Here is a 23,758-nt window from a genome sequence, read left to right as displayed (position 1 = left end):
TGCCATGCTCGGCCCAAGAGCTGCATTGCATCGGAAGCCCATGTGGATTAAAAATCACTTTCTGTTGATCGTAAATCACTACCCCAAACCAGCCATGCCTGAGAACCTTTGCGGCGAACCGACGGTTAACCTCGCGGAGAACGCGATCCATAGTATAGGCGTTCTGGTTCGAGATTTCGGTGCCGAGAGGGTTTTGCTGGTCGTTGACGAGGACGCTGCGCACGCGTCGGGGGCGAATCGGATCCTCACCACGGCATTGGCAACATGCCAGGCTACACGGTTCAACGACTTTGAACTGAACCCTCAATTTCATGACATCGAGCGAGGAATTCGACAATTCCAAAAGACTCGCCCGCAGATAGTGATTGCACTGGGCGGAGGCACTGCGATCGACTTGGGCAAATTAATTGGGTCGATCGCGGTCCAGCCCGCCACGGCTATGGATATTGTGACCGGTAGGGTCGGTATTACGAAATGCGGTCCGCCCCTGGTGGCGATTCCAACAACAGCGGGCACGGGAAGTGAGGCGACCCAATTCGCTGTCGCTTACGTGGACCAGCAAAAGTATTCTGTCTCTCACAAGTTCCTGCTGCCAAGCCACGCGATCGTTGACCCGAGTTTGACGGCAAGTCTGCCGCCACGGATCACAGCGGCGACGGGATTGGATGCATTTTGCCAAGCCATTGAATCGATCTGGGCGGTCGGCGCGACCGACGAATCGGTCGGCTACGCAGCAGCAGCCGTTGAGCTCGCTCGAGAGCACCTCGTCGATGCGGTCGTTCAACCATCGCCAGTATCGCGGATGGGCATGTGCCAAGCTTCGCATCTGTCCGGCAAGGCGATCAACATCAGCAAAACGACTGCTTCTCACGCCCTATCGTATGGCTTCACCTCACAGCACAAGATTCCACATGGCATGGCCGTTGCGATGACCATTAGCCGGATGCTGGCACACAATGCCGGCGTATCCGACGAAGACTGCATGGATCCAAGGGGCGCTGATCATGTTCGCAAGCGAATCGAATTGATTATGAACCTGTTGGGTACTGCCGGTGTGCACGAGGCTTGCGTGCAGCTCGATACAATGATCACCGCTATCGGGTGTGCGTGTTCGCCTGCGCGGGCAGGGGTCGGAGACGCTGCGACGCTGAGAAAAATCGTCACCAGCGTGAACGCCGAGCGCATGTCGAACAATCCCCGGTCCGCCGATGCGACGACACTCATGGAACTGCTGCAATCTTCCCCAAGGACAGAGTCTTTCCGATGATCATAAACCAGCGAGTAAGTTTGCAACGCACGGTCATGTTATTTCGCATACCAGAGTGGATGCTTTTCGTGCTGAGTTTCTGCCTCGCCTGGATCTTTCCGCCGCATTGGCATGTACGTGCCAATGAGGTCGTTGGGCCACTTGTGGGTACGGTAGAGGCGACTACTGCCCATTTGCTTTACCGGCCGAGTGGTGAGGAACAAAAACTGCAGCTGACTGTACTGTCCGAGAGTGGCAGCGTTGTTTCGATCGTCGAATCATTGGCTGACGAGAGCACGGACCACGTCGCCAAGTTCACTGTCAATAGTCTCACCCCGGCGACTACTTATCGCTACCAAATCGATGCTCTCGGCAGTCCGACCAGGACGCTGATTGCCCCCGGTCCCAAGCACAGGTTCACCACAGCCAGTCCCGCCCGTGAGGGACACTGCGTCACCGTTGGTTTTGTATCCTGCGTCGACATTGAGCCCAATGGCATTTGGAACGAGATGGAGTCCTTGGGCGTGAATACGTTGTGCTTGATGGGGGACACGCCATACATCGACAATTCTGACTTGAATGTTGTCCGCCAGCGGCATCGGATGTTTCTGCAAATGCCGGACCTAGCATCGTTGGCGACGCACACGCCGACCATTGGTGTCTGGGACGATCATGACTTTGGCCGCAATAACGGCAATGGTCTGAATATGATATCTGGCAAGCCCAACACGCGGAGGGGATTCGTCGACTATCGCGCACATACTCAGTATGGCAATGGCCGCGAGGGCGTCTATCATAAAGTTGATCTAGGCATGATTGAAGTTTTCCTACTGGATCCACGTTATTTCTCTCAAACCGAACCGTCGCCAGTCGATCCGGCGGAGACGACATGCTTTGGTGCCGACCAATGGACCTGGTTGCTCAGTGGACTGAAAGCGTCCGAAGCGCCCTTCAAGGTGATCGCACTTGGCTCCGTCTGGCAGGATAAGAAGAACAGAGAGATCGACGACATGTTTACCTACTGGTACGAACGGGACGCGTTGTTAGATTTCGTCGCCGAAGAGCAAATTTCGGGTGTCACATTATTGGGTGGGGACATCCACGTGTCCCGACACCTCGTCCACCCACAACGGGTTGGCTACAACCTTCACGATTTCGTCATCTCACCTGGCCACACTCGCACCATCACAGAACTGGATGTCTATCACCCATCGCTGGAGTGGTCCTTAGTCGAAGGCTGGCAATTCCTCACTCTGACCGCAGACGGAACCGGTGAGGAGCCTCACCTGATCGCCGAGTATCGGCAAACCGATGGAAAGGTCAATCGCCGCGTCGAGTTAAGGCTCAGCGAGATGACACCGCGAGAACTCCCTCAAGGATTGCAAAACTCATTGCGAGCGAACTGGCACTTCGATGATGGCTTTGAAAACGATTCCATCTTGGGAAATCGCATCGACGCCGTTTCACACCATGGTGCTGCGATCTTCGCAGAGGGAGGGATCCGCGGCGGAGCCGTTCGCCTGCATCGTGACCAACAGCAATCCGTGACGGTTCAGCGAAGCTTTCTGGATGATAACTCAGACGCCCACACCGTCTCGCTCTGGTTCAAGCCTGAAAGTCTGCCAGGTGCAGAATCGACGGACCGACACTTTTTGCTGGAGAGTACTGCCGAAGGTCATCCCAGCCCCAAAACGGCATGGCATTTGTCACTGGGGCTCCGCGCGGCAGCAGCGGACGAAGGTAAAGTTAATTTGCAATTGCATACCGTTACGTTGAAACCAGCGCAATCTCAAATGGCACCCACGACTCTCGCGCAGGGTCCATTTGACTTCTTGATTGATCGCGAACAGCTCCTCGACCGCTGGACTCACGTGTTATTCACATTTGATTCAAAGCAAATCAACCTCTACATCGATGGTAAACGAGCTGCATCAAACCAATTGCCTGTCTCTGGACCTGCCGCCGAGTTCGGTGGGTTGGTAATCGGCGGTCACCGCGACGCGGTGGGACGCAACTTCGATGGCTGGGTCGACGAAGTCGCAGTATGGGAACGTGCGCTTAGTCAACAAGAAATCGAGTCGGTCTTCACACAACACAATGAGCCAGCATCCGGCTCGCAACATTCGCGTGAAAAGAAATTGGACAATGATTGAATTGATTGTATTCGACATGGCTGGCACCACTGTCGATGAAGATAACGTCGTCTACAAAACCGTTCGCCAAGCAATCAACGCTGCTGGATATGCATTTACCCAGGACCAAGTTCAGACGGCTGGAGCTGGCAAGGAAAAATCACAAGCGATCCGCGACGTTTTGGCTACCGATGGAAACCAGCACTCAGCAGACGAGGTGGCAGCCATCTTCGCGGACTTCCAACAGCGGCTCGCCCAAGCATACGCGGTCCTGCATGTCCGACCGCAACCCGGTACAACCGAAGTCTTTGTGGCGTTACGGAAACGAGGGATTAAGGTCGTACTAAATACTGGCTACGACCGAGTCACAGCGAAAGGCCTGATTGACAAGATTGGCTGGACGATCGGCGCAGATATCGACGGATTGATCACCGCGAGCGACGTTCAGAATGGACGGCCGGCTCCTGATATGATTTTCCAAGCGATGTCTGCCACGGGAGTAAAGGACGCTCGCGCGGTTGTCAAAGTAGGCGACAGCGAGATTGATATTGAAGAGGGCAAGAATGCGAAATGCGGAATGACCTTTGGCATCACGACCGGCGCACAAACGCAAACGCAGCTGCTCAACGCGACCCCAACGGCAGTGATCAATCATCTCAGCGAGTTATTACCACACGTTCTCGGTTGAACTCAAATCGACAGCAAAAGCCTATTAAGGAGCATCAATCACCAGCGATGGCGATTGGTTCAGCCTTGCGAAACTGGAAGTCGCTAGGTCGGGTTGAGTTTGGGAAGTGCGGGAGGAGCACCCTGTGATCCGGCAGGTTGAGTGAGCGCGTGGCAGACACGCTTAAAAACTTCGATGAACGCTGGGCCGTCCCAACGAGATTCGGCTTTATGGCTTGCATAGAGCTCACCAGTGAGGACGTCGCATTGGCTGCGAAACTCCTTGGCAAGCGCGACTGGCAACCGAGTCTGCCAAGTCGGATCGGATGCCTCCATGGCCAACTGCCAATCCATCCAAGCCATGTAGGCCGCTGGCGCATCGTTCGACTGGCACGCGGAACCCAATCGTCTGGCGGCAAGTCGCTCTGGGCTATTTCGCACGGCATGCCACCGGGAAATGGCTGCCACTACCGGTTTACGGATCAACCATCCCAGGATACCCATTGCTGCGATCGATATGAAAATCCAGCTCAATCTTCCCCGCCAAGATGATGTGGGCACAGCGGCTACTGGCGGTGCAGCAACAACCTCGACCGATCGTCCCGCCAACGTTTGGCGTTGCAGTGAGCTGTTCTTCGTGTCCCACCATGTCAGAGTGATGTCCGGCAATTCAAACGTGCCGCCGCGCGGGAACTGATACTTGATCGTATCGACTCTTTCGGCCTGGGATGCCCCCCGCTCTGTATCGTCCTGCACGACGGGGTCGGAGGGATATACCTGAATCCCCTCGGGTGCGGCGGGCTCGATCGGGTTAAACATCATCGCAGTGGTGCCGTCGGCATGACGCGAAATTTTTCGTTCAATCACGTCACCCGCCTTAATGGGGCTGTCCGAATCGGGGTTCCATTGCTGTGAAATTTCTAACGCAGACACTGCGACAACAAATCCAAGTTCACGCGTACCAGGAGGTCGCTTGGACTGGAACCGCAGTTCGCTCGTGTTGCCCTGCATCGGCTCAGCGTCGCCCGTGAATGTTCTCTTTCCCTCAAAGCGAACTTGGAATGAGGGAAGCACGATTTCGCCCTCACGTTGGGTATAGATCACGAACTCATACTGTTGGCTAAACCAGGAATCTCCGTCGATTTCCTCGCTTTGCACAATCGGGCTGCCAGAGGTCTTGATAATGGCAGTGAGTGGTAGTTGAGGAATATCGAAGGCTGGCGTGCCATCGAATGGCCCCGGCGAGAACAGCTTTATCGTCAGCGGCACGGCCTCCCCCGTCCAGGCTGACTTCTTTTCGATCGATGCCTCGACCGAACTTTGCTCAGCCCAACTCGATACTGGCCCAATCAGTGCTAGCAGCAAAAAAGTCCCACGCAACTCTGTCATTTGGAATCTCCCTGCGTGCCGGCAAATGCATCTTGGTAAGCAAACTTTGCTTTGAGAAACTCGGCTGGCTTTGTTTGCACGCGGCGGAGCCACATCGCTTGCATGGCGGCACTCGAGATTGGTTGCTGCGCTTGCACGACCGTCTCTTGGCCGCCCGGCTCCTTTTTGTCGAACGTGATGTCGTCAGCACCTTCCTGCTGATCCCCGAGATCGCCGCCTTCCTGCGCAACTCGCTTGGCGCGGATGACTGCAATCTCGCGATTGGTTGTGGCAGCTGGAAAATCTGGCTGCCGCTTGAGTGCACGATCGTAGGTCTCAACAGCGGCCTCATATTTGCCTTGCATCACCTGGCAATTGCCACGGTTATAGATCGCGTCGGGAGTTGAAAGCCGTCGAAAGGATTGCTCCGCTTTTTTAAACTCGCCCGCGCGAAACCATGCAATGCCTTGCCGCATTGGATCCTGGAACGCAGCAGCGGCCTGAGCGAACTCACCGTCACGCATCAGTCGCTGTCCTCGTTGGTCGGGAGAAAACCAAAGATCCGACCACGTGAACGCACCGATCAGCAGCATTGTTGCCATTAGTTTCATGAGTCCCGCTCCTGGAGAACATTCGAGACCGTGCGGCGAAACGAGACTAGCGTTAGGACGCAAAGAACCGGCACAAGCCACCAGCCGGATTCGGCCCAGCGGGTTCCACGATCCGCCGCAGCCACAGTTCGTGGAGAGCGTGCGGCATCACGTATCAATCCTCGCACGTCCTCGTCATCCGGGGTGATCCGAACCACTCTCGCCTTCAATGCTGCTGCCGCCGCATCCATTGCAGATGCATCGGCAGAATCAGCTGGTGCCACCTCCAGTATCTGTACAGGTAGCGAGCTTGATTGCTGAAACCTCGTCAATGCCGCGGCACCTTCCACAGGCACGCCGTCGGCGATCACAATCACCGAGCCGCCACTCTGTTGAAGCGTTCGACTGGCAAGCTGCAACGCGTCGATGAGAGAATTACCGTCTTTGGGCATGATAGCTGGACTGATTTCGGCAGCCATGGTCGCAACCACCGAAGTATCGCGTGTCGGTGGTAACACGAGGTGCGCCGTGCCAGCGTAAGCGATTAACCCGAGCGGCTGACCTTTGCGACTGTTCGCAATATCAGCTACCTTCAATCGAGCTCGCTCCATCCGGCTCGGGGCCAGGTCGTCCTGGTCCATGGACTCGTCCGCTAGCAGCAGCAGCAGCAGCGGAACCGGATCATCTGAAAAGGGCGAGGGTTCCAGATGCCATGTCGGCCCCGCCACGGAAATAGTTGCCAGCAACCATGCGACCAGTACTACCACGCTGCGCCATCTGTCACGTGTGGTATCCCCTACAGTCAGGGCTGTCAGGAGTTCGTGATCCATTGAAGACCGCCAACCACGCAGTGGATCGTGAGCCCGACGTACCAGCCACCACACCAGGATGACGACCGGAATGAACAAGAGGCAGTACGGACGGATAAAATGAAAATTAGCCAGCATGGTTGACCTCCCCGCGGGCAGGAGTCAACTCAATGGTCTCCAGCTCAAAGGTTCGCGGATTTACCTTCAATCGCATCGGCGATGAACTCGCCGTGGTATCCCGACGATTGGTCCACAGCAGCCAAATGTGACCGGCCAGGGAGACCAACACGGCCGCTGAAAGGGGCCAATAATACAGATCGCGTCGCGGGCGGAAGCTGACTGTCTTCACTTTTCGCGTTTCGATTTTGTCCAGTTCCGCATAAACATTGACAAGTTGCGACCGATCCAGAGCGAGGAAAAAGTTGCCGCCGGTTTCCTGAGCCACCGAGCGCAACGATACCTGATCGAGTTTCTCCTCTCCGACTGTCTGGGGGTTACCCATCGCGATCGTGTTGATTTTGATCCCGCGATCTTTCGCCACCCTGGCCGCCTCGACGGGCGGTACCGAGCTCGCTGTGTCGTTGCCATCGGTCAAGGCAATGATCGTCTTGGCAGGAGCGTCACTATTGTCGAACAGATGAATCCCCAATCCAATCGCGTCCCCCAATGCGGTCCTCGGACCCGCCATCCGCACGGCGGTCTCATCGAGCAATTGCTGACACAGTTCTAAATCGGTTGTGAAAGGAACCTGCAGAAATGGCGAATTTCCAAACACGACTAAACCCACGCGGTCGCCTTTGCGACGAATCAGAAAATCACCCAATACTTCTTTCACTGCCGCTAATCGGGTGATCGGCTTACCATCGGTGCCCGTGAAATCTTTTTCATCCATCGATCCCGATAAATCCACCAACAATAGTAAGTCTCGCGTGGGGATTGTCTTCTCAATCGGTGGTTCGAGCCATTGTGGACGCGTCAGTGCCAGCAAAATGAACAGCCACACGAGAGTGGAGATCACTAGCGGGCTGCGCATCGGATCACTCGCGTCAGTCCTCAGTTGACCCGCGCTCGCCTGTTGTACGCGATCGAAGAACGGAGTCCGAACGGCAACATCATTGGATGTTCGCGGAGGCACCAGCCAATAAACCAGGACGGGCAAGGGCGTCAGCAAAAATAGCCATGGATAGGCGAAGGTCAGCATTCGGTCGGCCTCCCGGTACCTGCGTCACAGATATCTTCAGTCGCGAAACGAGCGTCGACGTGGTGATGAATCCAGGCCGTCGCGAATTCACTCAACTCATGAAGACTCGCTACCTCCTCCTCCTGAAAAACGCCCGATATCAGTTGTTGCGAGGCGCGGCTTGACACGGGAGCCCCACTCGACTTGGCCAACCAGTCACACCACTGTGTCCCTGTCATCGACGCGACATCTATCCGCGGGTAGGCGACCAGCGCGGTGCGTTTAAGGATCGCTGCAATCTGTGCTGGGCTCGTCGCTGAACTTAAGTCCGCGATCGCCGCACGGCGGTAGGCGTTGCGACGCCAGTTTCGCCAAAAACGCCACACGGCAAAGCACACCAGCGCAGTTGCCAGTGCCAGTAAAATCCACCACCCCGGAGCGGGCGGCCACCACGATACAGGTGACAGCTCGACAATATCGCGAAGACTATCCAGGCTGCCAACATCATGGGAGTCATTCACGGTCGTTCCCCCATTGCCGCCAAGATCTGTCGAGCCACCGGCTCATGGGTGCAAATCGGCACGATGGGAACACGGATCGCGCCGAGTCGCTCTCGCAATTGATCACAGCGAGCGCGAAAGGAGGTTTCAAAAGACTGCGCAAATTCCGGACCCGAGGGAATCGAATACTGGGTACTACCATCGGTCGCGTGCAGTTGGCCCCTTGCAGGCAGACGGATCCCCAACGGATCGTAGACCAAAAACGCCAACACATCGTTATGAGAAGCCAACTGGGTGGTTAGGCGTCGGGTTTCATCATCGTCGCCTGCATAGTCGGTGACGAGAACAACGAGACAATCGTGTTTGGCAACATTGACGCACTGCCTCAACGCATCATTGAGACGCCTCGACGAGTCCTCCGCAAGCTGGTCCGCGGACAACTGCTGGTTCATGCGTGTGATTTCATGACAGATGTGCAGCACGCTTTCTCGGCTGCGTCGGGGCCGCAATTCCAACGTCTCATCGTCGCCAAACACGATGGCTCCAATGCGGTCGCCCCCATCGATTGCTCGCCACGCAGCCAAAGCCGCGACCTCGGCTGCGGCTGTCGCCTTGGTCGTTCGCTCGCTACCGAAAAACATTGACGTCCGTTGATCGACAACCAATAAAACCGTCCGCTCACGTTCTTCCGAGTAGACACGTATATAAGGTTTACGCAACCTCGCTGTCGCCTTCCAATCCATCTGGCGGATATCGTCACCCGGCCGATAATCACGCAGTTCTTCGAACATCATCCCTCGACCACGCAGCCGTGACGCATGTTGGCCACTGAGCAAGCTACTGACGGGCTGCTTCGGTAACAACGAAAACCCGCCGGCGGCATGACGCAGGCGAACAAGGTCTTCGAATCGTGTATAGGGATGACTGCCCATGACTCAAATAGCTCAAGCTGTGACGGCGACCCGCTGAATGACTTCGCCGATGACGTCCTCTCGTGATTTGCCTGCCGCCTCGGCTTCATACGACAAATGGACACGATGAGCCAAGCAGGCCGGAGCGATCGCTTGAATGTCCGCGGGTGAGACGAAGTCATGGCCTTGCAACCAAGCCCGTGCGCGAGACGCTCGATCCAGTGCGATGGTTCCACGGGGCGAGGCACCGAGCTGGATCAAACTCGCCAGTTCCTTGTCGTAACGGATTGGGTCGCGGGTGGCGACGACGAGATCCACCATGTACTGCTCTGCAGCAGGGGCGACATGCATTGAATCAATCTCTTTGCGGATCGCAAAAATTGTCTCTTGCAAGATTGGATCCAACACCGCTGGAGTCTCTGCAACGCTCTCGCGGCGAACCAACTGCAATATTGACAACTCGTTTTCGGCAGCCGGATAGGGTACCTGCACATAGAGCAGGAATCGGTCCATCTGGGCCTCCGGTAATGGATACGTACCCTCTTGTTCGATCGGGTTCTGCGTCGCCAACACGAGGAACAGCTCGGGCAGTTTATGAGTCGTGCCAGCGACCGTCACCTGATGTTCTTCCATCGCTTCGAGCAGGGCCGCCTGCACCTTTGCGGGCGCCCGGTTGATCTCATCAGCGAGTACCAAATTGCCAAAAATCGGTCCGGGCTGAAACTCGAACGTGGCCGTTTTCTCTCGATAGATTTCTGATCCCGTCACATCAGAGGGCAGGAGGTCGGGCGTGAACTGGACCCGCGAAAACTCGCCTTCAATCAGCCGCGATAGCGTCTTGATCGAGCGTGTTTTGGCCGTCCCCGGCAGACCCTCCATCAGTACGTTGCCACCGGTCAGTAACGCGATCAACAAACGCTCGACGACAGTCTCCTGGCCGATGATCGCGGCATTCATTGCCGCAGAGATTTTTAGAATGGAATCGCGTGATGCTGACATGGCGATGGTATGGAAAAGTGTGGATCACAAACTGGTAAAAAGTCTGCCGACAACGACAGAGTTTTGAGCGGTTTCGATCGCGAGACAAGGGTCTCGTCACAGTAAATGTGGCGGGCAAAATTTGGGGAGCACCTTAGCTGGACAGCGCCACTTTGGATTAGCCGCACGGCGCTAGCCGCGGTTTTCACGAGAGGAACCGTGGCTAGCGCCAAAACGGTTAATCCGTTCGGAAACCCAGCGAATTGCGAGGGAACCCATCCATAGTGGCGCTGTCCAGTTAGGCTCGCGATGAAATCTGCCTAAGCGAACTTCGTCGGTACATCGTAGTAGTGTACCGTTTGCCAGGCCGTGAGTAACGGCAATGCGCCGCCAAATTGGGCTCGCAACAAGCCATCGGCACACTCCAATCTACTTCTCGTCCATCCAGCCCAACTGCTCGAGGAACGCAATCGACTTTGCCAGCGTATCGCGGAAGTATTTTCCTTTTTGGACCTGCACATTGAAGAAACCGTGCTCTTGACCGGGATAAGTATGCAGTTCGCTGACCAAGCCTGCCTCACGGCTGAGACGCTGAAAACGCTCTGCGGTCGCCACAGGAATCAAGGCATCCGCTTCACCTAGAAATACGATTACCGGCGGATCATCCGACGTGATGTTGTGTGCCGGCGAATATCGATCGGTGTGCTCGCCCACCCGCGCTGCTCCCCACTGGCCAGGGCCGTTGTCGTAAACAGGATTGTAAAGCAACAGCGCATTCGCTTTCCTGGATACCCCGTCGACCGGCTCATCGTCCATCATGCCCAAATAGGCAGCCAAGTGACCACCTGCCGAGCCACCACCACAGGCGATACGGTCCGGATCAATACCAAACTTCGCAGCCGAACCCCGGATCAATCGCATCGCGTCGGAGACATCTTCGACACAGATCTGCGGCGGATCGTTTTGCTTTCGATCTAGCAATCGGTACTCCACACGAAAGCAAACCAATCCCAGGTCCGCCAACGCCTTGGAATGCTCGGCAAACTGCCCTGGCTTGCCACCCACCCAGCCGCCACCGTGAAAGAAGACGACGGCGCCACGGGAATCCGAGGCCTGCCAATCCTGCGGACGCGTCCAATCAATTTTCAGCTTCCGAGTCTCCGATTGAGTCCCCTCGTCCGCCGGGACTTCTTTGTAGGTCAGCGTGGCCTCGACAGGGGCCGCTGCCGCGACTGACGTGGAGGCCACCGTCGGTGGCTCGGCACTCGCCAAAGCAGCGCTGAAACCGAACAAAATCAGAGTAAACCGTAACAATCGCATTGCTTTCCTTTTTCCTTGAAACGCAATCGACGCGGGCGTCGATACCGTGCATACACGCTCTAATTGTAGCGTCAACAGTTGCGAGGTGGGACGGCAAGGACAGCCATTCCCGCCGCTAGTCAAATGCTTTGTCCGAAGTGCATGCAGAAACCCCGTTGAGCTCCGTGGGCGACGTCCCGCGCATGCGCCGCACAGGCGGGCTTATGCCGCTCGGCTTAGCAACGAGGCTTCGCTGTCGATCGGAACCGGCCGAGCTCCGCGTGCGATCGTCGCCTCTTGTGGATCGGTGGCCCATTCGAGTCGTTCCAGTGATGACTCCACGCGGAGTGCAACCTGGTCGAGGTCGTCATCCTCGCCGACGACAATGGGGTCTCCAAATCGACAATCCAATTCACAGAATGGCATCGGTAGTTGCATGCGATCCCATGCCTTGGCGAAGGTGATTCGTCGGCCGGGCACGAGAACAACAGGCACGATAGGAATGCCACTTTTCTGCGCCAGCATCGCAACTCCCTTCTGGACCTTGCCGCGCGGACCTTTGGGGCCGTCGACGGCGATCACAGCCGGGTGCCCGGCCCGACAGTGCCGGATCATATGGCTCAACGCCGTGGCACCTCCTTTTTCGCCTCGGCCACTGCTACCGCGAATCGGAATACATCCGCAGGACTTTAGCAGGGGGACAAGTAATTCACCGTCACGGGAACGCGAAACCAACGCACCAGTATTGGGATCAGACAGCGCGATCGCGGCGGCCTGGTGAGCATGCAGTAACGCATAGATGAACTGTCGCTCGGAGTGATGCCGGATCGCGTCACGCCGGTCATTGTTCACACGAATGCGGACGGTTCGCCGCATGAACGTGAAGTACCACATCACGACCATCGCTTCGACGCGTTTGGTCAGGGTGATCTTTTTATTTCTGCCGCGCTTGCGAGAGGGTGATCGGTCGACCGTTTCGCTCTGATCAGAGTGACTCATTTAGTGCTCGTATTGATCCCAGGGGACTTCGTTGAAAACAACACGCATCGTTTGCGCGTCCTGAATTTGCCCTGCCAGGGTCTCGTCAATTTCACTGCTGTGTGATGTCATTGATCGCAGACGAATCGTTGCAGCGATCCGCTCAGCACCTAGGTGTCGGGTGAGGGTGACTGAAGTTTCTCGCGGCAGGATATTTTGCGCCGTCATCAGGTCATTGAGTTTCATTCTCGCGAACGGGGGCACTCCGCGTGGGCGAGCGATATTCAATCGGCACACCCAGTCCACAAATCGACCATACTGCGCGGCGACCTCGGGGTCCTGGGGGCGGACACCGCTGATGTGATACTCCGTGTCATCGAACTGAATCGAGAACTGTGTCGCGTTCGCTTGGGCGGGCTGCGCATCCATCCCAAACCGCGCTCGCTGATCCTTGTTGGTGAGTTCAGTTTCTGCCCGCGCAGTCAGTTGCACGAGATCTTCCATCGGGATGCTGGTTCGTTCTTGGCGCTCGCGGTCAAGCAAGATCACTCGTGATTTGGTGAGATCAAAAACAGTCCACGACTGAGCGTCTGAGGCGGGAAAGTCGTAGTAGATGCCGTTTTGAAAAACGATGTGGTGTGTCTCGTGTGGTTGCTTGGCATCACCTTGAAACACTTCGGTCAGCACTACCCAACGCGGTGTTGCAGCAGTCGAGACGAGCGTGTCTTGAGCCCGCGTGGTAGCGGCCATCATCAACGCTCCGGCGCATGCAAGCAGCACCACCTGAATGCGTTTGCCTCGCGTGAGTGTCATGGCGTTATCTCCTTTTCATCCGCTGACTCCGTCAAAACCCGATTCGCCCGCTTGGGGCAATCGCCCCACGGTACGCCGTCATTAGCAAATCGGCCGAGACAACTCCATCCCAAAATGAAACTGCCTTCCGTCCCGAGGGTCATCGGGAGGAAGGCAGTCGCATTGATATAAAAATGAGGAGGTCGGAGCTTTACGCCTAGACCATTTCCTTGAGGCCCTTGAGCGGGCGGATGGTCAACTTTTTGCTGGCAGGCTTGGGAGCTAACCAGATTTCTTCGCCGTTGGCTGGGTTGCGACCTTTACGCTTCGGTTTGGCAGGCACATCCTTCAGGACGATCTTGCAAAGTCCTGGGATAGCAAACTGGCCGGGGCCACCCTTCATGAGCGACTTGCCAATCTCGCCAGCCAAGGCGTCGAGAACGGCGGCGACGTCTTTCTTGCTCAACTCAGTTTCTTCGGCGATGTTAGCAAGGATTTGAGTCTTGGTGGGCGCTTTGGGTGGAATGGCTGCGGGCATGGGCTGAACCTGTGAAATGGATTCGGAGACAGGAAAAAACGAGAGAAATCAGAAAAACGTTTCTGCTTCGTTGCGATCCAAGTGTTATGTCGGCACTCTAAAACCCGCAACCCACTTGACCGCTAAAAAGCGTGTGTTTTCACGTGTTTTTACTGAAATTGTGGCAAAATGCTACCGTTTCACGCATCTGAGAGGTCTGTCAAGACCCGATCCACGGCGGCTGAGAACGTTTCAACGGCGCCCGATCCGGCTTCGGCAATCTGATCTCCGGCTGGCGAAATACGCTTCAAACCGTCGGTCACGTCGGCCATCGCGGCATCGACATTCGCAGATAAGCTCGATGTCGGTAGTGGTTCGCCGACAGGCTGTGTGTCGCTCTGCAAACTCGAGTCGTCCGCCGCGGTCGCTTCGGCACCTGGCAACGGCTCCCCGCTGGGATTGAATAGGTCTGCGGCGTTCTGTGGGACGGTTTCGTCGGTGACCGTCGTGCCAGCCGAACTCGACATGGCCGTCGCGGCCGCCGCGTTAGCCGAACTCGCTGATGAACCGCTGGATCCCGCCACGGTAAAATTCAATTCTCCCTTGCTGTTTTGCAAACTGATGCGAAAGAACTGCATTTCTCCCGACGTCCCTCGCACCTGCACGACGGAGTCGTCGTTGACGCTCGCAGACAGGCTCACCGGCACTGGCGATTGGTCCGTGGCGTCTGCAGCGGCTTTCCTGTCCGCATTGATGGTGAAGGCATCCCCAGTGTCATCGAGCCGAACCTGCAGTCCCGAAACCGCATCGCTCGCCGCTGAACTGGTATAGGCAAAAACTGCTTCGCCGCCAGGATTAACGGCGGCCAGGACGGAAAGTTTGGGTGCCGATCCGAGCCAGTCGGCGACACTATAATATTGAGCTTTGATACTACCAAAGCTCAGTTCCACGGATTCGTCACTCTCGTCGACACCGCTCTCAATATCAATCGTTTGTGCTGTCTCGCCATGATGCAGGAACGGGATCGCCGGAACGTTCAGTTGGTAGGAACCGGGCAATAGGTTCGGAATACGGACGCCATTGTCGGTCACCACCACACTGGTGTCATTCAGTGGGATGCTCACCGCATTGTTTTGCACGTCGGTACCGGTCAGGACAAACTGCGACAGATTCCCACTGAGAAATCCAAATGAACTGCCGCTGAACAGCACTTCGAAAGATCGCGGTAAATACTCGGCAACCGTGATCGTCATCGTCGCAGGGCCACTCTGCAAACCGCCAGCATCCTCGACCGAGAAATCGAATGTCACTTCACCAGTGAAGTCAGCATCTGCGGGTGTGAAGAGGATCGATTGACCATCCGCGGAGATCGCAACCGTGCCGCTGTTAGGTGCCGTCAGATTGATGAATTTGAGAGCCTCACCGATGTCCACATTGGCAGGCAAATCCGAGATCGACAGCACCGTGGTTGGATCAGCGCCCTTTGAAATCGTGATCGAACCATCCGAAATTGGCGGGACATCATTGACACTTGTCACGTTAAAAGTCGCTGTCGCTGTCGCCAAGCCGCCACCACTATCGCGGATAGTGTAAGTGACTGTTTCAGTACCATGGAAGTTGGCTTTCGGTTGATACAACAACGAGCCACCATCAGCGCTAATCGAAACGGTACCGCCTGCTGACGGCGTTCCCACCGCTGAAATCTCGAAGGTTTGATTGTCCACATCAGCAGTGTCATTGGCGAGCACATCGTAGCTCGCTTGGGGAGCATCTTCGTTGATCGCGGGACTGCCGCTGGCAGGGAAGGAGTCATCGACTGCCGTCGGTGGCGCATCGGCTGGTTGCACGGTGACCGTCACCGAAACCGTGTCTGTACTGGTACCATCGCTGAGCGTGTACTCAAACGTATCCGTGCCGACAAAAGTTGCCGGCGGGGTGTAGCTGACCGCGCTACCATCAGCATTGATGGTCACCGTACCGCCAGAGGTCGGCGTCGTCACACCAGTCACGGTGAATGTTTCACCGGGATCGGCCGAATCCAGATCATTTGCCAACACGTCGAGCGTGTTTGCAACTGAACCGGTGTCAACAATGAAGGTGTCATCGACACCAACGGGTGGGTCATTCGTCCCGGTGACCGTTACGGTTACCGGCACCGTATTTTGCACCCCACCAGGACCTGCCACCAAGTACGTGAATTCCGCGGTGCCAACGAAGTTTGCCGCAGGCGTGAAGCTGACAATGCCATCGCTCAGGGTAACACTGCCGCCACTACTCGGCTGGGTAACGCTGACGACCGATAAGGTTCCCGACCCAGACACAATCGTGTCGTTGGCGAGCACGTCGAGTTCGGTAGGTCCGCTGTCTTCGGCCACAGTGAAACTATCCGAGTTCGCAGTAAAACTCTGACCGACGGCAAGCGAAGCGCTGCCGTAGCTGATCGCATCGGCAGGCACATTGTCATTATTAAAGAACAGCAACACTTCGCGATTGCCGCCGTCAGCTGGGTTGGTCACAAAATTGACTGATCCTGCTGCGAGTGTTTCCATCTGCAGCGTTGCGATCAATGATTGATCATCGTTGCTCGGCGCTGTGCTGGTGCTGACACCGCCAATCTCGTCGATTAATCCTGTGTTGATCGTGCCCGAGGGCGTGTTGGAGAATGCGACGGGATGGTCGATCGACGTGCCAGGTACCACTCGCACAAGCGTGCCATCGAAGACGATGTCTGCGTAGGCGGCGTAGATCCCACCTCGATTAGCACGTGCGCGCTCGTCGGTGCCGTACATCTTCAACAGAAACTTGTCGCCCACATCGAGCGAGCTGACTGGATTTCCGTTCAGATCGGTGATTTCTAACTTGATCCCCGCGAGCGGCTCTCCAGCGACATCGACTGTAAACGACTTGGTGCTTACGTTACCAGCCTTGTCCGTCAACGTGACGGTGAATGGATTCGCTCCAGTTTGCGAGGCTGACGGCGTCCAGTTAATCACACCCGTTCCCGCGACGATCGTCGCGCCGCTCGGACGCGTGGTCAAAGCATAAGTTGCTCCGCTGCCCTCTTCCGCACTCACCAAATTGGTTTGATAGAGAGTGTTAACGTTCCCCGTCGTCTTGATGGTACTGGTGTCGAGCGTTGGTGCGGATGTGTCGTACGTGAGGGTCAGCGTTGCGGACGCTTCGCCGGCAGTCCCGTCGATCACCTGCCGTGCGGCAAGGGTGTAGGTACCTTGGCCGATCGCGGCAATGTTGTTTGTCGTGATGGCAATCGTATTGCCCGTCGCCGTCCCCACACCGACGACCGTGTTGTCGGAAGTGTCGATGATCTGAACGGTCGCTCCGGTGGTTACACCGCTGATGTCAAACGTCATCGAGCCAAGGTTGGTGACGTTATCGGTGTTGCTACTACCCGAATCGCTAGTAGCACGCAAATCGATCGAACTGGGCACCGCAATGGCAGAATCATCGAACGTGAACGTGACGACCTGAGAATCCATCGGCGAGTCTGAACTCGGCGAGGATATCGACGCCGCGAGCACGGCCACACCGACCCGGACATCACCCTGGAAACCTGCTTTCGGCGTCACGACGAGCAGGCCCGACGTGGGATCCACCGTGGCGGTCGCATCGTCCGAACTCGTACCGGTAACGTAGTACCTGACCGCGTCGCCCTCGACGTCGACACTTTCAAGCTGCAATGTGGCAGGACCATCACCACTGGACAGGATCGGATCGTCGATCGGCTTGAGGAAGGGCTGGCTGTTGATCTGCGCGCCGTTCGCGTCCACGTCCTGCGTGACCGTGACAGGGACGACTTCTTGGTACTGCCTGCCACTGCTGTCTGTGATCGTAAACGTCACATTGGTCGTCCCCGGTGTGCTGAGCGCCTTCAGCATGACGACACTATTCTCAGTGTCATTGAAGACCGTCGCTTGCGTGATCCTGACCGGGTTGGTCGGCTTATCGCTCGCATTCACATTGGTTTCACTAATCGCTTCGCGGACGTCGTCTCCTTCGACAAGCTGCCCAAACACAGAGTGCTGGAAATCCAAAAATCGGGTCGGGACCTCCGTCACGAAGAACTGCGAATTGTTCGTATCATCGGTAGACTTTGCGAACGACAGCACGCCCGAGCGATTGTGTTGCAATTCGGCGTTAAAGTCGTCGTCGAAGGACCCGAGATCGGAACCACCCGTGCCATCGCCGTTGGGATCGCCTGCTTGGATCACGAAATTGTCGACGACCCGGTGAAACAACAGCCCGTCATAAAAACCTTCCTCAGCCAGTTCGATCACGCGACCAGTAGCTTCTGGGGCCCGCTGCTCGAACAGTTCGAACACCATGTCGCCATAACCCTCCATATCGAGACGCAGCGATCGGTTGCCCGTGAGCACTGTGCCTGACAAGATCGAGGGGTTTTGGACCGAAACGGTCACTGTCAGTGGCCCGCCATCAGCGTCATAGGCGTCAATTGGGATATGCAGCGGCGAACCAATCGCCACGGTCTGAGGGCCAATTTGCGCAAAGGTAGGCAAGGCCTCCTCTGGATTGACAAATCCGCTGGCGCTGATCAGGGATTCAATGGACTGCACGCCGGAGTGATGCGTCCCATCAGGGAACACCCAAGTTGGATACTCCGTAATATTGAGATCTGCGTACTGCGGGTCTTGCGATCGCGTGGCATCGTTGAGCGTAACTTCAGTGAACGGTAGATACTCTTGGCCGTCCTGGAACAGCTGCTTCTGCTGGGTGCACGCCGGACACCAGGCCGCTCCGTAGAATTCAAAGCCTTCCTGATCGAGGTGTTTCGCGAGCTCGACCAGGTCAACGGGCGATTCGCCAGCGGCCGCGATGCTCGAACTGCCACGATCATTTGCCGTCGAATCCGTCATGTTCGACACGTCATCGGCCGCAGTTGGGGCCGGGTCGGTAAACCACATGCTGACGTCGCCCGCCATCATTTGCCGCCCCTCGAGCGTCTCCAACAACAACCGTCCGCGATCAGCTGAGATCTTGGCCACAGACCCGCCGCGAGCATCCAAGGCGATCAGACGGGCGAGACGTTGGCGGAGTTTTTGAGCGAGATTCATCGGCAAACGCGTTGCAAGGGTTTTTGTGGTACCTGCCGCCACCATCGCATGGCAACGCAGGACATATCGGAAAAGTCGACGAATAACCGTCGGTTCAACAAGGTATTTCAGCACAGCCGGATGGGTTTGGGCAACCGGATAACTCACCTCAGTCTTCGCAAACACCCAGCTAAGTTCCAGTTGTGCCAGCGAAAAAACTCTAGCACCCGGTCCAACTGCCCGCCGTCCGAAAACACTTTATTAACGTTCCCAGGCCGACACTCGGCCACTATCAAAGATGGTGTTCGAGTGAGTTTGTCCGACGCAGGTGCACGATATTCCTGTAGGGACCACTATTCCGACTTTGTCACTTTTGACGCTCGAAATGGCATTTTGGTTCCCTCCCCCACCCAGACCCATCCAGGTGAGGGGGCTAGTTATGCCTTGCCCGCAGCTAGCGGGATCCTTGCGTGCACTACCGCTCGCTGACCTAATCGCCTCTTCAGAACCCTTTTCGCTGCCTGCCTCCATGCCCAAGTCGAAAGCAAAGACCAAACCCAAAACGCCATCTCATCACCCTCATCCCAATCCCAACGTGTCGCTGGTGAAACAGACGCTGATTGTTGGCCCCGGGCCTGACGATCGCAGCATCACCTTGCCCGCTGGTGAGGTGGTCGTCGTACCGGACACTTGGGAGTTGCTACCTCCCGGGGATGCTGGCGTGACGCGCCGGGTCAAAGCGGCGGGGCCCACATGGACCGTCAAAGAACGCAAGGGCCGGCGGGAGTTTTCACAAGGGCTGTGGGCGGACGCGGCCCAAATCCGAACGGCCCGGGCGTCCATGGAAGCGACCCGCAGCACGCCTCAATACGCCAAATCCAAAGCCGCCGCCAAAACCCGCCGGGATGAAAAACAGGGAGAATACGTCGAAGATTTCAAGGCCGCCGTGACCGCGTTTCTGGCCTTCAACCCAACCTATGGCAGTATCGCCGACCGACTCTCCAACGCCGTCACCGAGCACGCGACGCCTGTCGGCAGCGGCACAGTGGCGCGGACCGAACGCATTCCAATCGAGCGGCGAGCAGAATCTGCTGTGATTGCCTGGATGCGACATCAAACCACGGCCTACGACAACATGGCGATCGCCCGCATCAAGGGTGAGCGGCGCGAAGTCCGTCGGCAACTCGCGACTGAGTCTCGTCGTCTGCTGCAAAAATATCGCAGCGGCGATCCCGAGGCGATGAAAAACTGCCCACTCGCGAAAGCCCTCCGGACAATACCTGAAAACACTCGCTCTTAGTCGGACTCGCCCGGTCCCCTTTCACGCGTCACAAGCCTTCAGCTAACATATACCTGATGGTGATTTTTTAGTTTTCGCTCGGTCGCCACTTTGCATTGCGGAAACTCGTCTACGTGTACCGATTGAGGGATCTGACATGAAACATCCAATGCGACTTGCGTTGATTATGCTCTGCTCGGCAGTCCTCTTGATGAGCCTCCGTGCCGACGAGGTTACCGATGTTGTCGCCGATGACTCGATATCGCGGCCGACCACAGTCGCCGAGGCGCATGGCCGAGCCCGACTACTTCACGAGCTGATCCACGGGACACTACAGGTCGTCCATCGCGACTACTTTGATGAGGACAACCCCAGTGCCATCCCTTCGGGGTCGCTCGAAGATGTCTTCGCGGAATTGGAAGAAACTTATCAAGTTAAGTTAAAGTGGTTGATCGTCGAAACAGACAACCTGAATGTCGATCACCTCCCCCAAGACGAGTTCGAACGTGCGGCGGTGAAGGCACTCCGTGCTGATGCACCGCGCTACGAAGAGGTGCAAGAGGACCGGTACCGTTTCGCCGGCCCGATTCGATTGGCATCTCAATGCTTGAAGTGTCATGTCAAACATCGCCTCAGCACGGAAGACCGTACAGCGGGTTTAACGATCTCGATGCCATTGAACTTGAGCGGTGAGTAAATCTTTCCGGGAGCGATTTTCACGCAAGTAGATTCTTATGCAAGTATTCGTCCGTTCCATTCAAGTCGGCCTACCGCAAGAAATTCCAGGAGAGAAGCCGTGGACCTCGGGCTTTCTGAAACAATCCGTGTCTGAATCACTCTGGTTGGGAGCGACCAATCTGGACGGCGACGGTCAAAGCGATCGCGTGCATCATGGCGGTACGCATAAAGCGGTGTGCGTCTATCCCGCGAGTCACTACCCGTGGTGGCGTGAAACACTCCGGATACCCGAACTCACCGGCGGTGATTTCGGTGAGAACTTCACCCTCGACGGACTGGTCGAGAACGAAGTTTGCATTGGCGACGTGTGGACGATTGGGTCCGCCACGGTGGAAGTGTCCCAGCCACGCCAGCCGTGTTGGAAACTAGCGCGCCGCTGGGGTATCAAGGATCTTGCCCTCCAGGTCCAGCAAAGCGGACGAACGGGCTGGTATCTCCGCGTCCTCGTTGAGGGCGTTGTTCAACAGGGCATGCCCATGAGGCTCGCCGAACGCCCACACCCAGACTGGACGATCGCCGAGGCAAACCGAATCATGCACCATGATCGCAGTGACCTGATCGCGGCGAAGGAACTTGCCTCACTGCCGACGCTATCGCCCAGTTGGAAGGATACGCTGAACCGGCGTGTCGAACGAAAATCGCCCCCGAATGCAATTGCTCGTTTAGACGGAGCTTGAACGCGCGGTACACCTAATCTAGAACGCCCACAGATTTTGAGTGATTTGTTCGCGGATCCAGCGGACGGCTTTGTCTCCACATGAAAGGATTTTCCAATGTTTCAAACTCTCGGTTGCATTTCAACGAGACAGAATTTTTTTGTTGCTGCGTTACTGCTGATCGGCACCGCGACCGCCTCTGCTCAATCGGCTTCAGCTGACAAAGAGCAGCCCTTGGTACGTCGCGATGTCGCGAGACTCACGTTGGCAGGTGCCCAGCGGGTCATTGCTGCGGCCCAGATACAGGCCGAGCAGATGGGAGTGCAGTCCAACATCGCCGTGGTGGATGACGGCGGACACTTGCTGGCGTTTGCTCGCATGGACGGTGCTCGTCCAAGCAGCATTTACACGGCAATCACCAAGGCAGTTTCCGCGGCGACTCACCGCCAACCCACTGGGCCTTTAGGCGGAGACCAACTCAGTGGCGTGCACTTGAGTCTCGCTTTGGAGAATGCGGCGACGGCAAGTGGTGGCAAATTCACAACACTCCGGGGCGGCATACCGATCGTCCTGGACGATCAGGTGATCGGTGCTATCGGGGTCGGAGGTGCGACGGGCGAACAGGATGCTGAGGTCGCCGCAGCAGGCATCGCGGCAGTCACTCAATCGCTCACTGATGCGGACCAGAGCGTCCAAGGGCCCCCAACTACGAAGGAAAACACTGTGTTTGGCAACTGGGTGATTGTGGATATCGACGGTCATGGTGTTGTCGAACTGGCCGAACCCACACTTGAGATCGCAGCCGATGGCTCGGTCTCGGGCAATACGTCTGTCAATCGCTATTTCGGCAAGGCAACCATCGCAGGGGACCAAATTCAATTTGGAAAAATGGGCGCAACACGCCGCGCCGGACCACCCGCATTAATGGATCAAGAACAACAATTCTTGAACGCGCTCGGCAAAGTGACGCGCTACAAGATCGACGACAAAGATTTGCTGCACCTGTTCGACGGAGACTGGAATGAACTGTTGCGTGCTTCGAAATACGTCACGAGATGACGTATATAGAGACGCGGATCGAAGGTATGTATCAACCTACTTCGCGTTGTATTGGCCGAGGCCTTGCGGACTCGGCAGATGATTTTGAAGCTCGAATCGCGGACGATCATGGCTGTTGACGAACGCCGCGATGTCAAATGCTTCCTGGTTGGTCAGATACGGGTCGTCCAGCGGCATGGCGACCTTTAACCACGACGCGAGTTTGTCTTCGCGACTCAGTCCGGCGCCATCGTTGTACGATTGATCACCCCATACCGGTGGCCCATCATCGCCACCGACGCCATCATCAGCATGGCATGAGGCACAGTGATCGGCATAGAGTACCTCTCCTCGCTGCACATTGCCCTTAAGCTCACTGCCGTCTTCTGCGGTTATCCGGGGCACATGACGTGGCCCGAGCGGCTTAGCTGGATTCTGCTGTATCGCTTGGCCGTTCGACAACCAGGTGATGTAAGTGGTAATTGCGACGGAGACCTCGCTGCCCAGTGGTGGACGGGTTCCATGCTGGCTGCGCATGAAACAATTCAGAATCCGATCCTGCAGAGTAATCACGCGTTGCTCGCGCGGCGACCACGCCGGATATGCCGTCGCGATGCCGAGAAAACTGGCGGCCTCGGGATGCTTGCCAGAATCCAGGTGACACGATGTGCAATTGAGCGAATTGCCGACGAAGGGTTTCGATAGCGGGTGGTCTTTCGTGTTTTCAACGATGTCGTGCCCAAGCTGCACGACTCGTCCCAATTCACCCGAAGGCAATTCATTCATGTTCCCATGGATTGCCAATTCTTTTTCGGACGCGCAGAGACGCCTGACGGGGCCGTCGGAGGTACTCCACACTGGCATCGCGATCACCATGATCATCCCCAGCAGGATCATGGCCTTGGTCGAGGAGTACATTGCATTTTGACAATGGCGCATCTCATATTCTCATTGTGACTTGGACGGACGACTCGGCCTATCAAGATGTCCCTCGAGCAATTTCATCCGACAG

The 23,758-nt window shown here is 56.5% G+C and carries 20 protein-coding genes; 7 read left to right on the top strand and 13 right to left on the bottom strand.

Annotated elements, in window-relative coordinates:
- Positions 1-40 precede the first annotated feature (40 nt).
- Genes Poly21_RS20405 through Poly21_RS20395 form a run of 3 tightly spaced genes read left to right on the top strand, consistent with a single transcriptional unit; the run spans position 41 to position 4,066 of the window.
- Positions 41-1,267, top strand: a complete 1,227-nt coding sequence (locus Poly21_RS20405) for a phosphonoacetaldehyde reductase (protein ID WP_302119889.1) — start codon at positions 41-43, stop codon at positions 1,265-1,267.
- Positions 1,268-1,302: 35 nt separating this feature from the next.
- Complete coding sequence (locus tag Poly21_RS20400) at positions 1,303-3,399, top strand: LamG-like jellyroll fold domain-containing protein (protein WP_146408926.1); 2,097 nt, start codon at positions 1,303-1,305, stop codon at positions 3,397-3,399.
- The gene (locus tag Poly21_RS20395) at positions 3,392-4,066 is read left to right on the top strand and encodes a phosphonatase-like hydrolase (protein WP_146408925.1); all 675 of its coding nucleotides are present in this window, start codon (positions 3,392-3,394) and stop codon (positions 4,064-4,066) included. Before Poly21_RS20400 ends, Poly21_RS20395 begins: the two co-directional genes overlap by 8 nt.
- 83 nt (positions 4,067-4,149) lie before the next feature.
- Here the strand turns inward: Poly21_RS20395 and Poly21_RS20390 are convergent, their stop codons facing one another.
- From Poly21_RS20390 to Poly21_RS20335, 12 genes are all read right to left on the bottom strand, one after another.
- Complete coding sequence (locus Poly21_RS20390; RefSeq protein ID WP_146408924.1) at positions 4,150-5,433, bottom strand: BatD family protein; 1,284 nt, start codon at positions 5,431-5,433, stop codon at positions 4,150-4,152.
- Positions 5,430-6,023 (bottom strand): tetratricopeptide repeat protein, encoded by a 594-nt coding sequence (locus Poly21_RS20385; RefSeq protein ID WP_146408923.1) that lies wholly within the window; start codon positions 6,021-6,023, stop codon positions 5,430-5,432. The genes Poly21_RS20390 and Poly21_RS20385 overlap by 4 nt, the downstream gene beginning before the upstream one ends.
- Positions 6,020-6,949, bottom strand: coding sequence for a VWA domain-containing protein (locus Poly21_RS20380; RefSeq protein ID WP_146408922.1), 930 nt, complete (start codon positions 6,947-6,949; stop codon positions 6,020-6,022). Before Poly21_RS20380 ends, Poly21_RS20385 begins: the two co-directional genes overlap by 4 nt.
- Positions 6,939-8,012 carry a VWA domain-containing protein gene (locus Poly21_RS20375; protein ID WP_146408921.1) on the bottom strand — a complete coding sequence of 358 codons (1,074 nt, stop codon included), beginning with the start codon at positions 8,010-8,012 and terminating at the stop codon, positions 6,939-6,941. The genes Poly21_RS20380 and Poly21_RS20375 overlap by 11 nt, the downstream gene beginning before the upstream one ends.
- Complete coding sequence (locus Poly21_RS20370) at positions 8,006-8,512, bottom strand: DUF4381 domain-containing protein (protein ID WP_146408920.1); 507 nt, start codon at positions 8,510-8,512, stop codon at positions 8,006-8,008. Before Poly21_RS20370 ends, Poly21_RS20375 begins: the two co-directional genes overlap by 7 nt.
- Positions 8,509-9,423, bottom strand: coding sequence for a DUF58 domain-containing protein (locus Poly21_RS20365; RefSeq protein ID WP_146408919.1), 915 nt, complete (start codon positions 9,421-9,423; stop codon positions 8,509-8,511). Before Poly21_RS20365 ends, Poly21_RS20370 begins: the two co-directional genes overlap by 4 nt.
- A gap of 12 nt (positions 9,424-9,435) precedes the next feature.
- A complete protein-coding gene (locus Poly21_RS20360; protein WP_146408918.1) occupies positions 9,436-10,401 on the bottom strand; it encodes an AAA family ATPase in 966 nt (321 codons plus the stop codon).
- Positions 10,402-10,809: 408 nt separating this feature from the next.
- Positions 10,810-11,700 (bottom strand): alpha/beta hydrolase, encoded by an 891-nt coding sequence (locus Poly21_RS20355; RefSeq protein WP_146408917.1) that lies wholly within the window; start codon positions 11,698-11,700, stop codon positions 10,810-10,812.
- Between the two features lie 201 nt (positions 11,701-11,901).
- Positions 11,902-12,678 carry a lysophospholipid acyltransferase family protein gene (locus Poly21_RS20350; protein WP_302119882.1) on the bottom strand — a complete coding sequence of 259 codons (777 nt, stop codon included), beginning with the start codon at positions 12,676-12,678 and terminating at the stop codon, positions 11,902-11,904.
- On the bottom strand, positions 12,679-13,470 hold the full coding sequence (locus Poly21_RS20345; RefSeq protein WP_146408916.1) for a hypothetical protein: 792 nt from the start codon (positions 13,468-13,470) through the stop codon (positions 12,679-12,681).
- A gap of 196 nt (positions 13,471-13,666) precedes the next feature.
- Positions 13,667-13,987: an HU family DNA-binding protein gene (locus Poly21_RS20340; protein WP_146408915.1), complete on the bottom strand. Its 321-nt coding sequence runs from the start codon at positions 13,985-13,987 to the stop codon at positions 13,667-13,669.
- A 179-nt stretch (positions 13,988-14,166) separates the two neighbouring features.
- Positions 14,167-19,221 (bottom strand): Ig-like domain-containing protein, encoded by a 5,055-nt coding sequence (locus tag Poly21_RS20335; RefSeq protein WP_302119880.1) that lies wholly within the window; start codon positions 19,219-19,221, stop codon positions 14,167-14,169.
- A gap of 343 nt (positions 19,222-19,564) precedes the next feature.
- On the opposite strand from Poly21_RS20335, the gene Poly21_RS20330 reads away from it, so the two are divergent.
- From Poly21_RS20330 to Poly21_RS20315, 4 genes are all read left to right on the top strand, one after another.
- Positions 19,565-20,335, top strand: coding sequence for a DUF2293 domain-containing protein (locus Poly21_RS20330; protein ID WP_146408914.1), 771 nt, complete (start codon positions 19,565-19,567; stop codon positions 20,333-20,335).
- A 136-nt stretch (positions 20,336-20,471) separates the two neighbouring features.
- The gene (locus tag Poly21_RS20325; RefSeq protein ID WP_146408913.1) at positions 20,472-21,011 is read left to right on the top strand and encodes a c-type heme family protein; all 540 of its coding nucleotides are present in this window, start codon (positions 20,472-20,474) and stop codon (positions 21,009-21,011) included.
- A gap of 37 nt (positions 21,012-21,048) precedes the next feature.
- A complete protein-coding gene (locus Poly21_RS20320; RefSeq protein ID WP_146408912.1) occupies positions 21,049-21,729 on the top strand; it encodes an MOSC domain-containing protein in 681 nt (226 codons plus the stop codon).
- A 96-nt stretch (positions 21,730-21,825) separates the two neighbouring features.
- Positions 21,826-22,767: a heme-binding protein gene (locus tag Poly21_RS20315; protein WP_146408911.1), complete on the top strand. Its 942-nt coding sequence runs from the start codon at positions 21,826-21,828 to the stop codon at positions 22,765-22,767.
- Between the two features lie 36 nt (positions 22,768-22,803).
- Here the strand turns inward: Poly21_RS20315 and Poly21_RS20310 are convergent, their stop codons facing one another.
- Positions 22,804-23,685 carry a c-type cytochrome gene (locus Poly21_RS20310; RefSeq protein ID WP_146408910.1) on the bottom strand — a complete coding sequence of 294 codons (882 nt, stop codon included), beginning with the start codon at positions 23,683-23,685 and terminating at the stop codon, positions 22,804-22,806.
- Between the last annotated feature and the right edge of the window lie 73 nt (positions 23,686-23,758).

This window comes from Allorhodopirellula heiligendammensis (assembly GCF_007860105.1).
Taxonomy (GTDB): Bacteria; Planctomycetota; Planctomycetia; order Pirellulales; family Pirellulaceae; genus Rhodopirellula; species Rhodopirellula heiligendammensis.
The sequence above is the reverse complement of the archived record's forward strand: the minus strand, read 5'-3'. Positions and strand labels throughout refer to the sequence as shown.

Coding starts and splice junctions, on each gene's coding strand:
- Poly21_RS20405 (WP_302119889.1), top strand. CDS start 41: ATGTGGATTAAAAATCACTTTCTGTTGATCGTAAATCACTACCCCAAA.
- Poly21_RS20400 (WP_146408926.1), top strand. CDS start 1,303: ATGTTATTTCGCATACCAGAGTGGATGCTTTTCGTGCTGAGTTTCTGC.
- Poly21_RS20395 (WP_146408925.1), top strand. CDS start 3,392: ATGATTGAATTGATTGTATTCGACATGGCTGGCACCACTGTCGATGAA.
- Poly21_RS20390 (WP_146408924.1), bottom strand. CDS start 5,433: ATGACAGAGTTGCGTGGGACTTTTTTGCTGCTAGCACTGATTGGGCCA.
- Poly21_RS20385 (WP_146408923.1), bottom strand. CDS start 6,023: ATGAAACTAATGGCAACAATGCTGCTGATCGGTGCGTTCACGTGGTCG.
- Poly21_RS20380 (WP_146408922.1), bottom strand. CDS start 6,949: ATGCTGGCTAATTTTCATTTTATCCGTCCGTACTGCCTCTTGTTCATT.
- Poly21_RS20375 (WP_146408921.1), bottom strand. CDS start 8,012: ATGCTGACCTTCGCCTATCCATGGCTATTTTTGCTGACGCCCTTGCCC.
- Poly21_RS20365 (WP_146408919.1), bottom strand. CDS start 9,423: ATGGGCAGTCATCCCTATACACGATTCGAAGACCTTGTTCGCCTGCGT.
- Poly21_RS20360 (WP_146408918.1), bottom strand. CDS start 10,401: ATGTCAGCATCACGCGATTCCATTCTAAAAATCTCTGCGGCAATGAAT.
- Poly21_RS20355 (WP_146408917.1), bottom strand. CDS start 11,700: ATGCGATTGTTACGGTTTACTCTGATTTTGTTCGGTTTCAGCGCTGCT.
- Poly21_RS20350 (WP_302119882.1), bottom strand. CDS start 12,678: ATGAGTCACTCTGATCAGAGCGAAACGGTCGACCGATCACCCTCTCGC.
- Poly21_RS20345 (WP_146408916.1), bottom strand. CDS start 13,470: ATGACACTCACGCGAGGCAAACGCATTCAGGTGGTGCTGCTTGCATGC.
- Poly21_RS20340 (WP_146408915.1), bottom strand. CDS start 13,987: ATGCCCGCAGCCATTCCACCCAAAGCGCCCACCAAGACTCAAATCCTT.
- Poly21_RS20330 (WP_146408914.1), top strand. CDS start 19,565: ATGCCCAAGTCGAAAGCAAAGACCAAACCCAAAACGCCATCTCATCAC.
- Poly21_RS20325 (WP_146408913.1), top strand. CDS start 20,472: ATGAAACATCCAATGCGACTTGCGTTGATTATGCTCTGCTCGGCAGTC.
- Poly21_RS20320 (WP_146408912.1), top strand. CDS start 21,049: ATGCAAGTATTCGTCCGTTCCATTCAAGTCGGCCTACCGCAAGAAATT.
- Poly21_RS20315 (WP_146408911.1), top strand. CDS start 21,826: ATGTTTCAAACTCTCGGTTGCATTTCAACGAGACAGAATTTTTTTGTT.
- Poly21_RS20310 (WP_146408910.1), bottom strand. CDS start 23,685: ATGCGCCATTGTCAAAATGCAATGTACTCCTCGACCAAGGCCATGATC.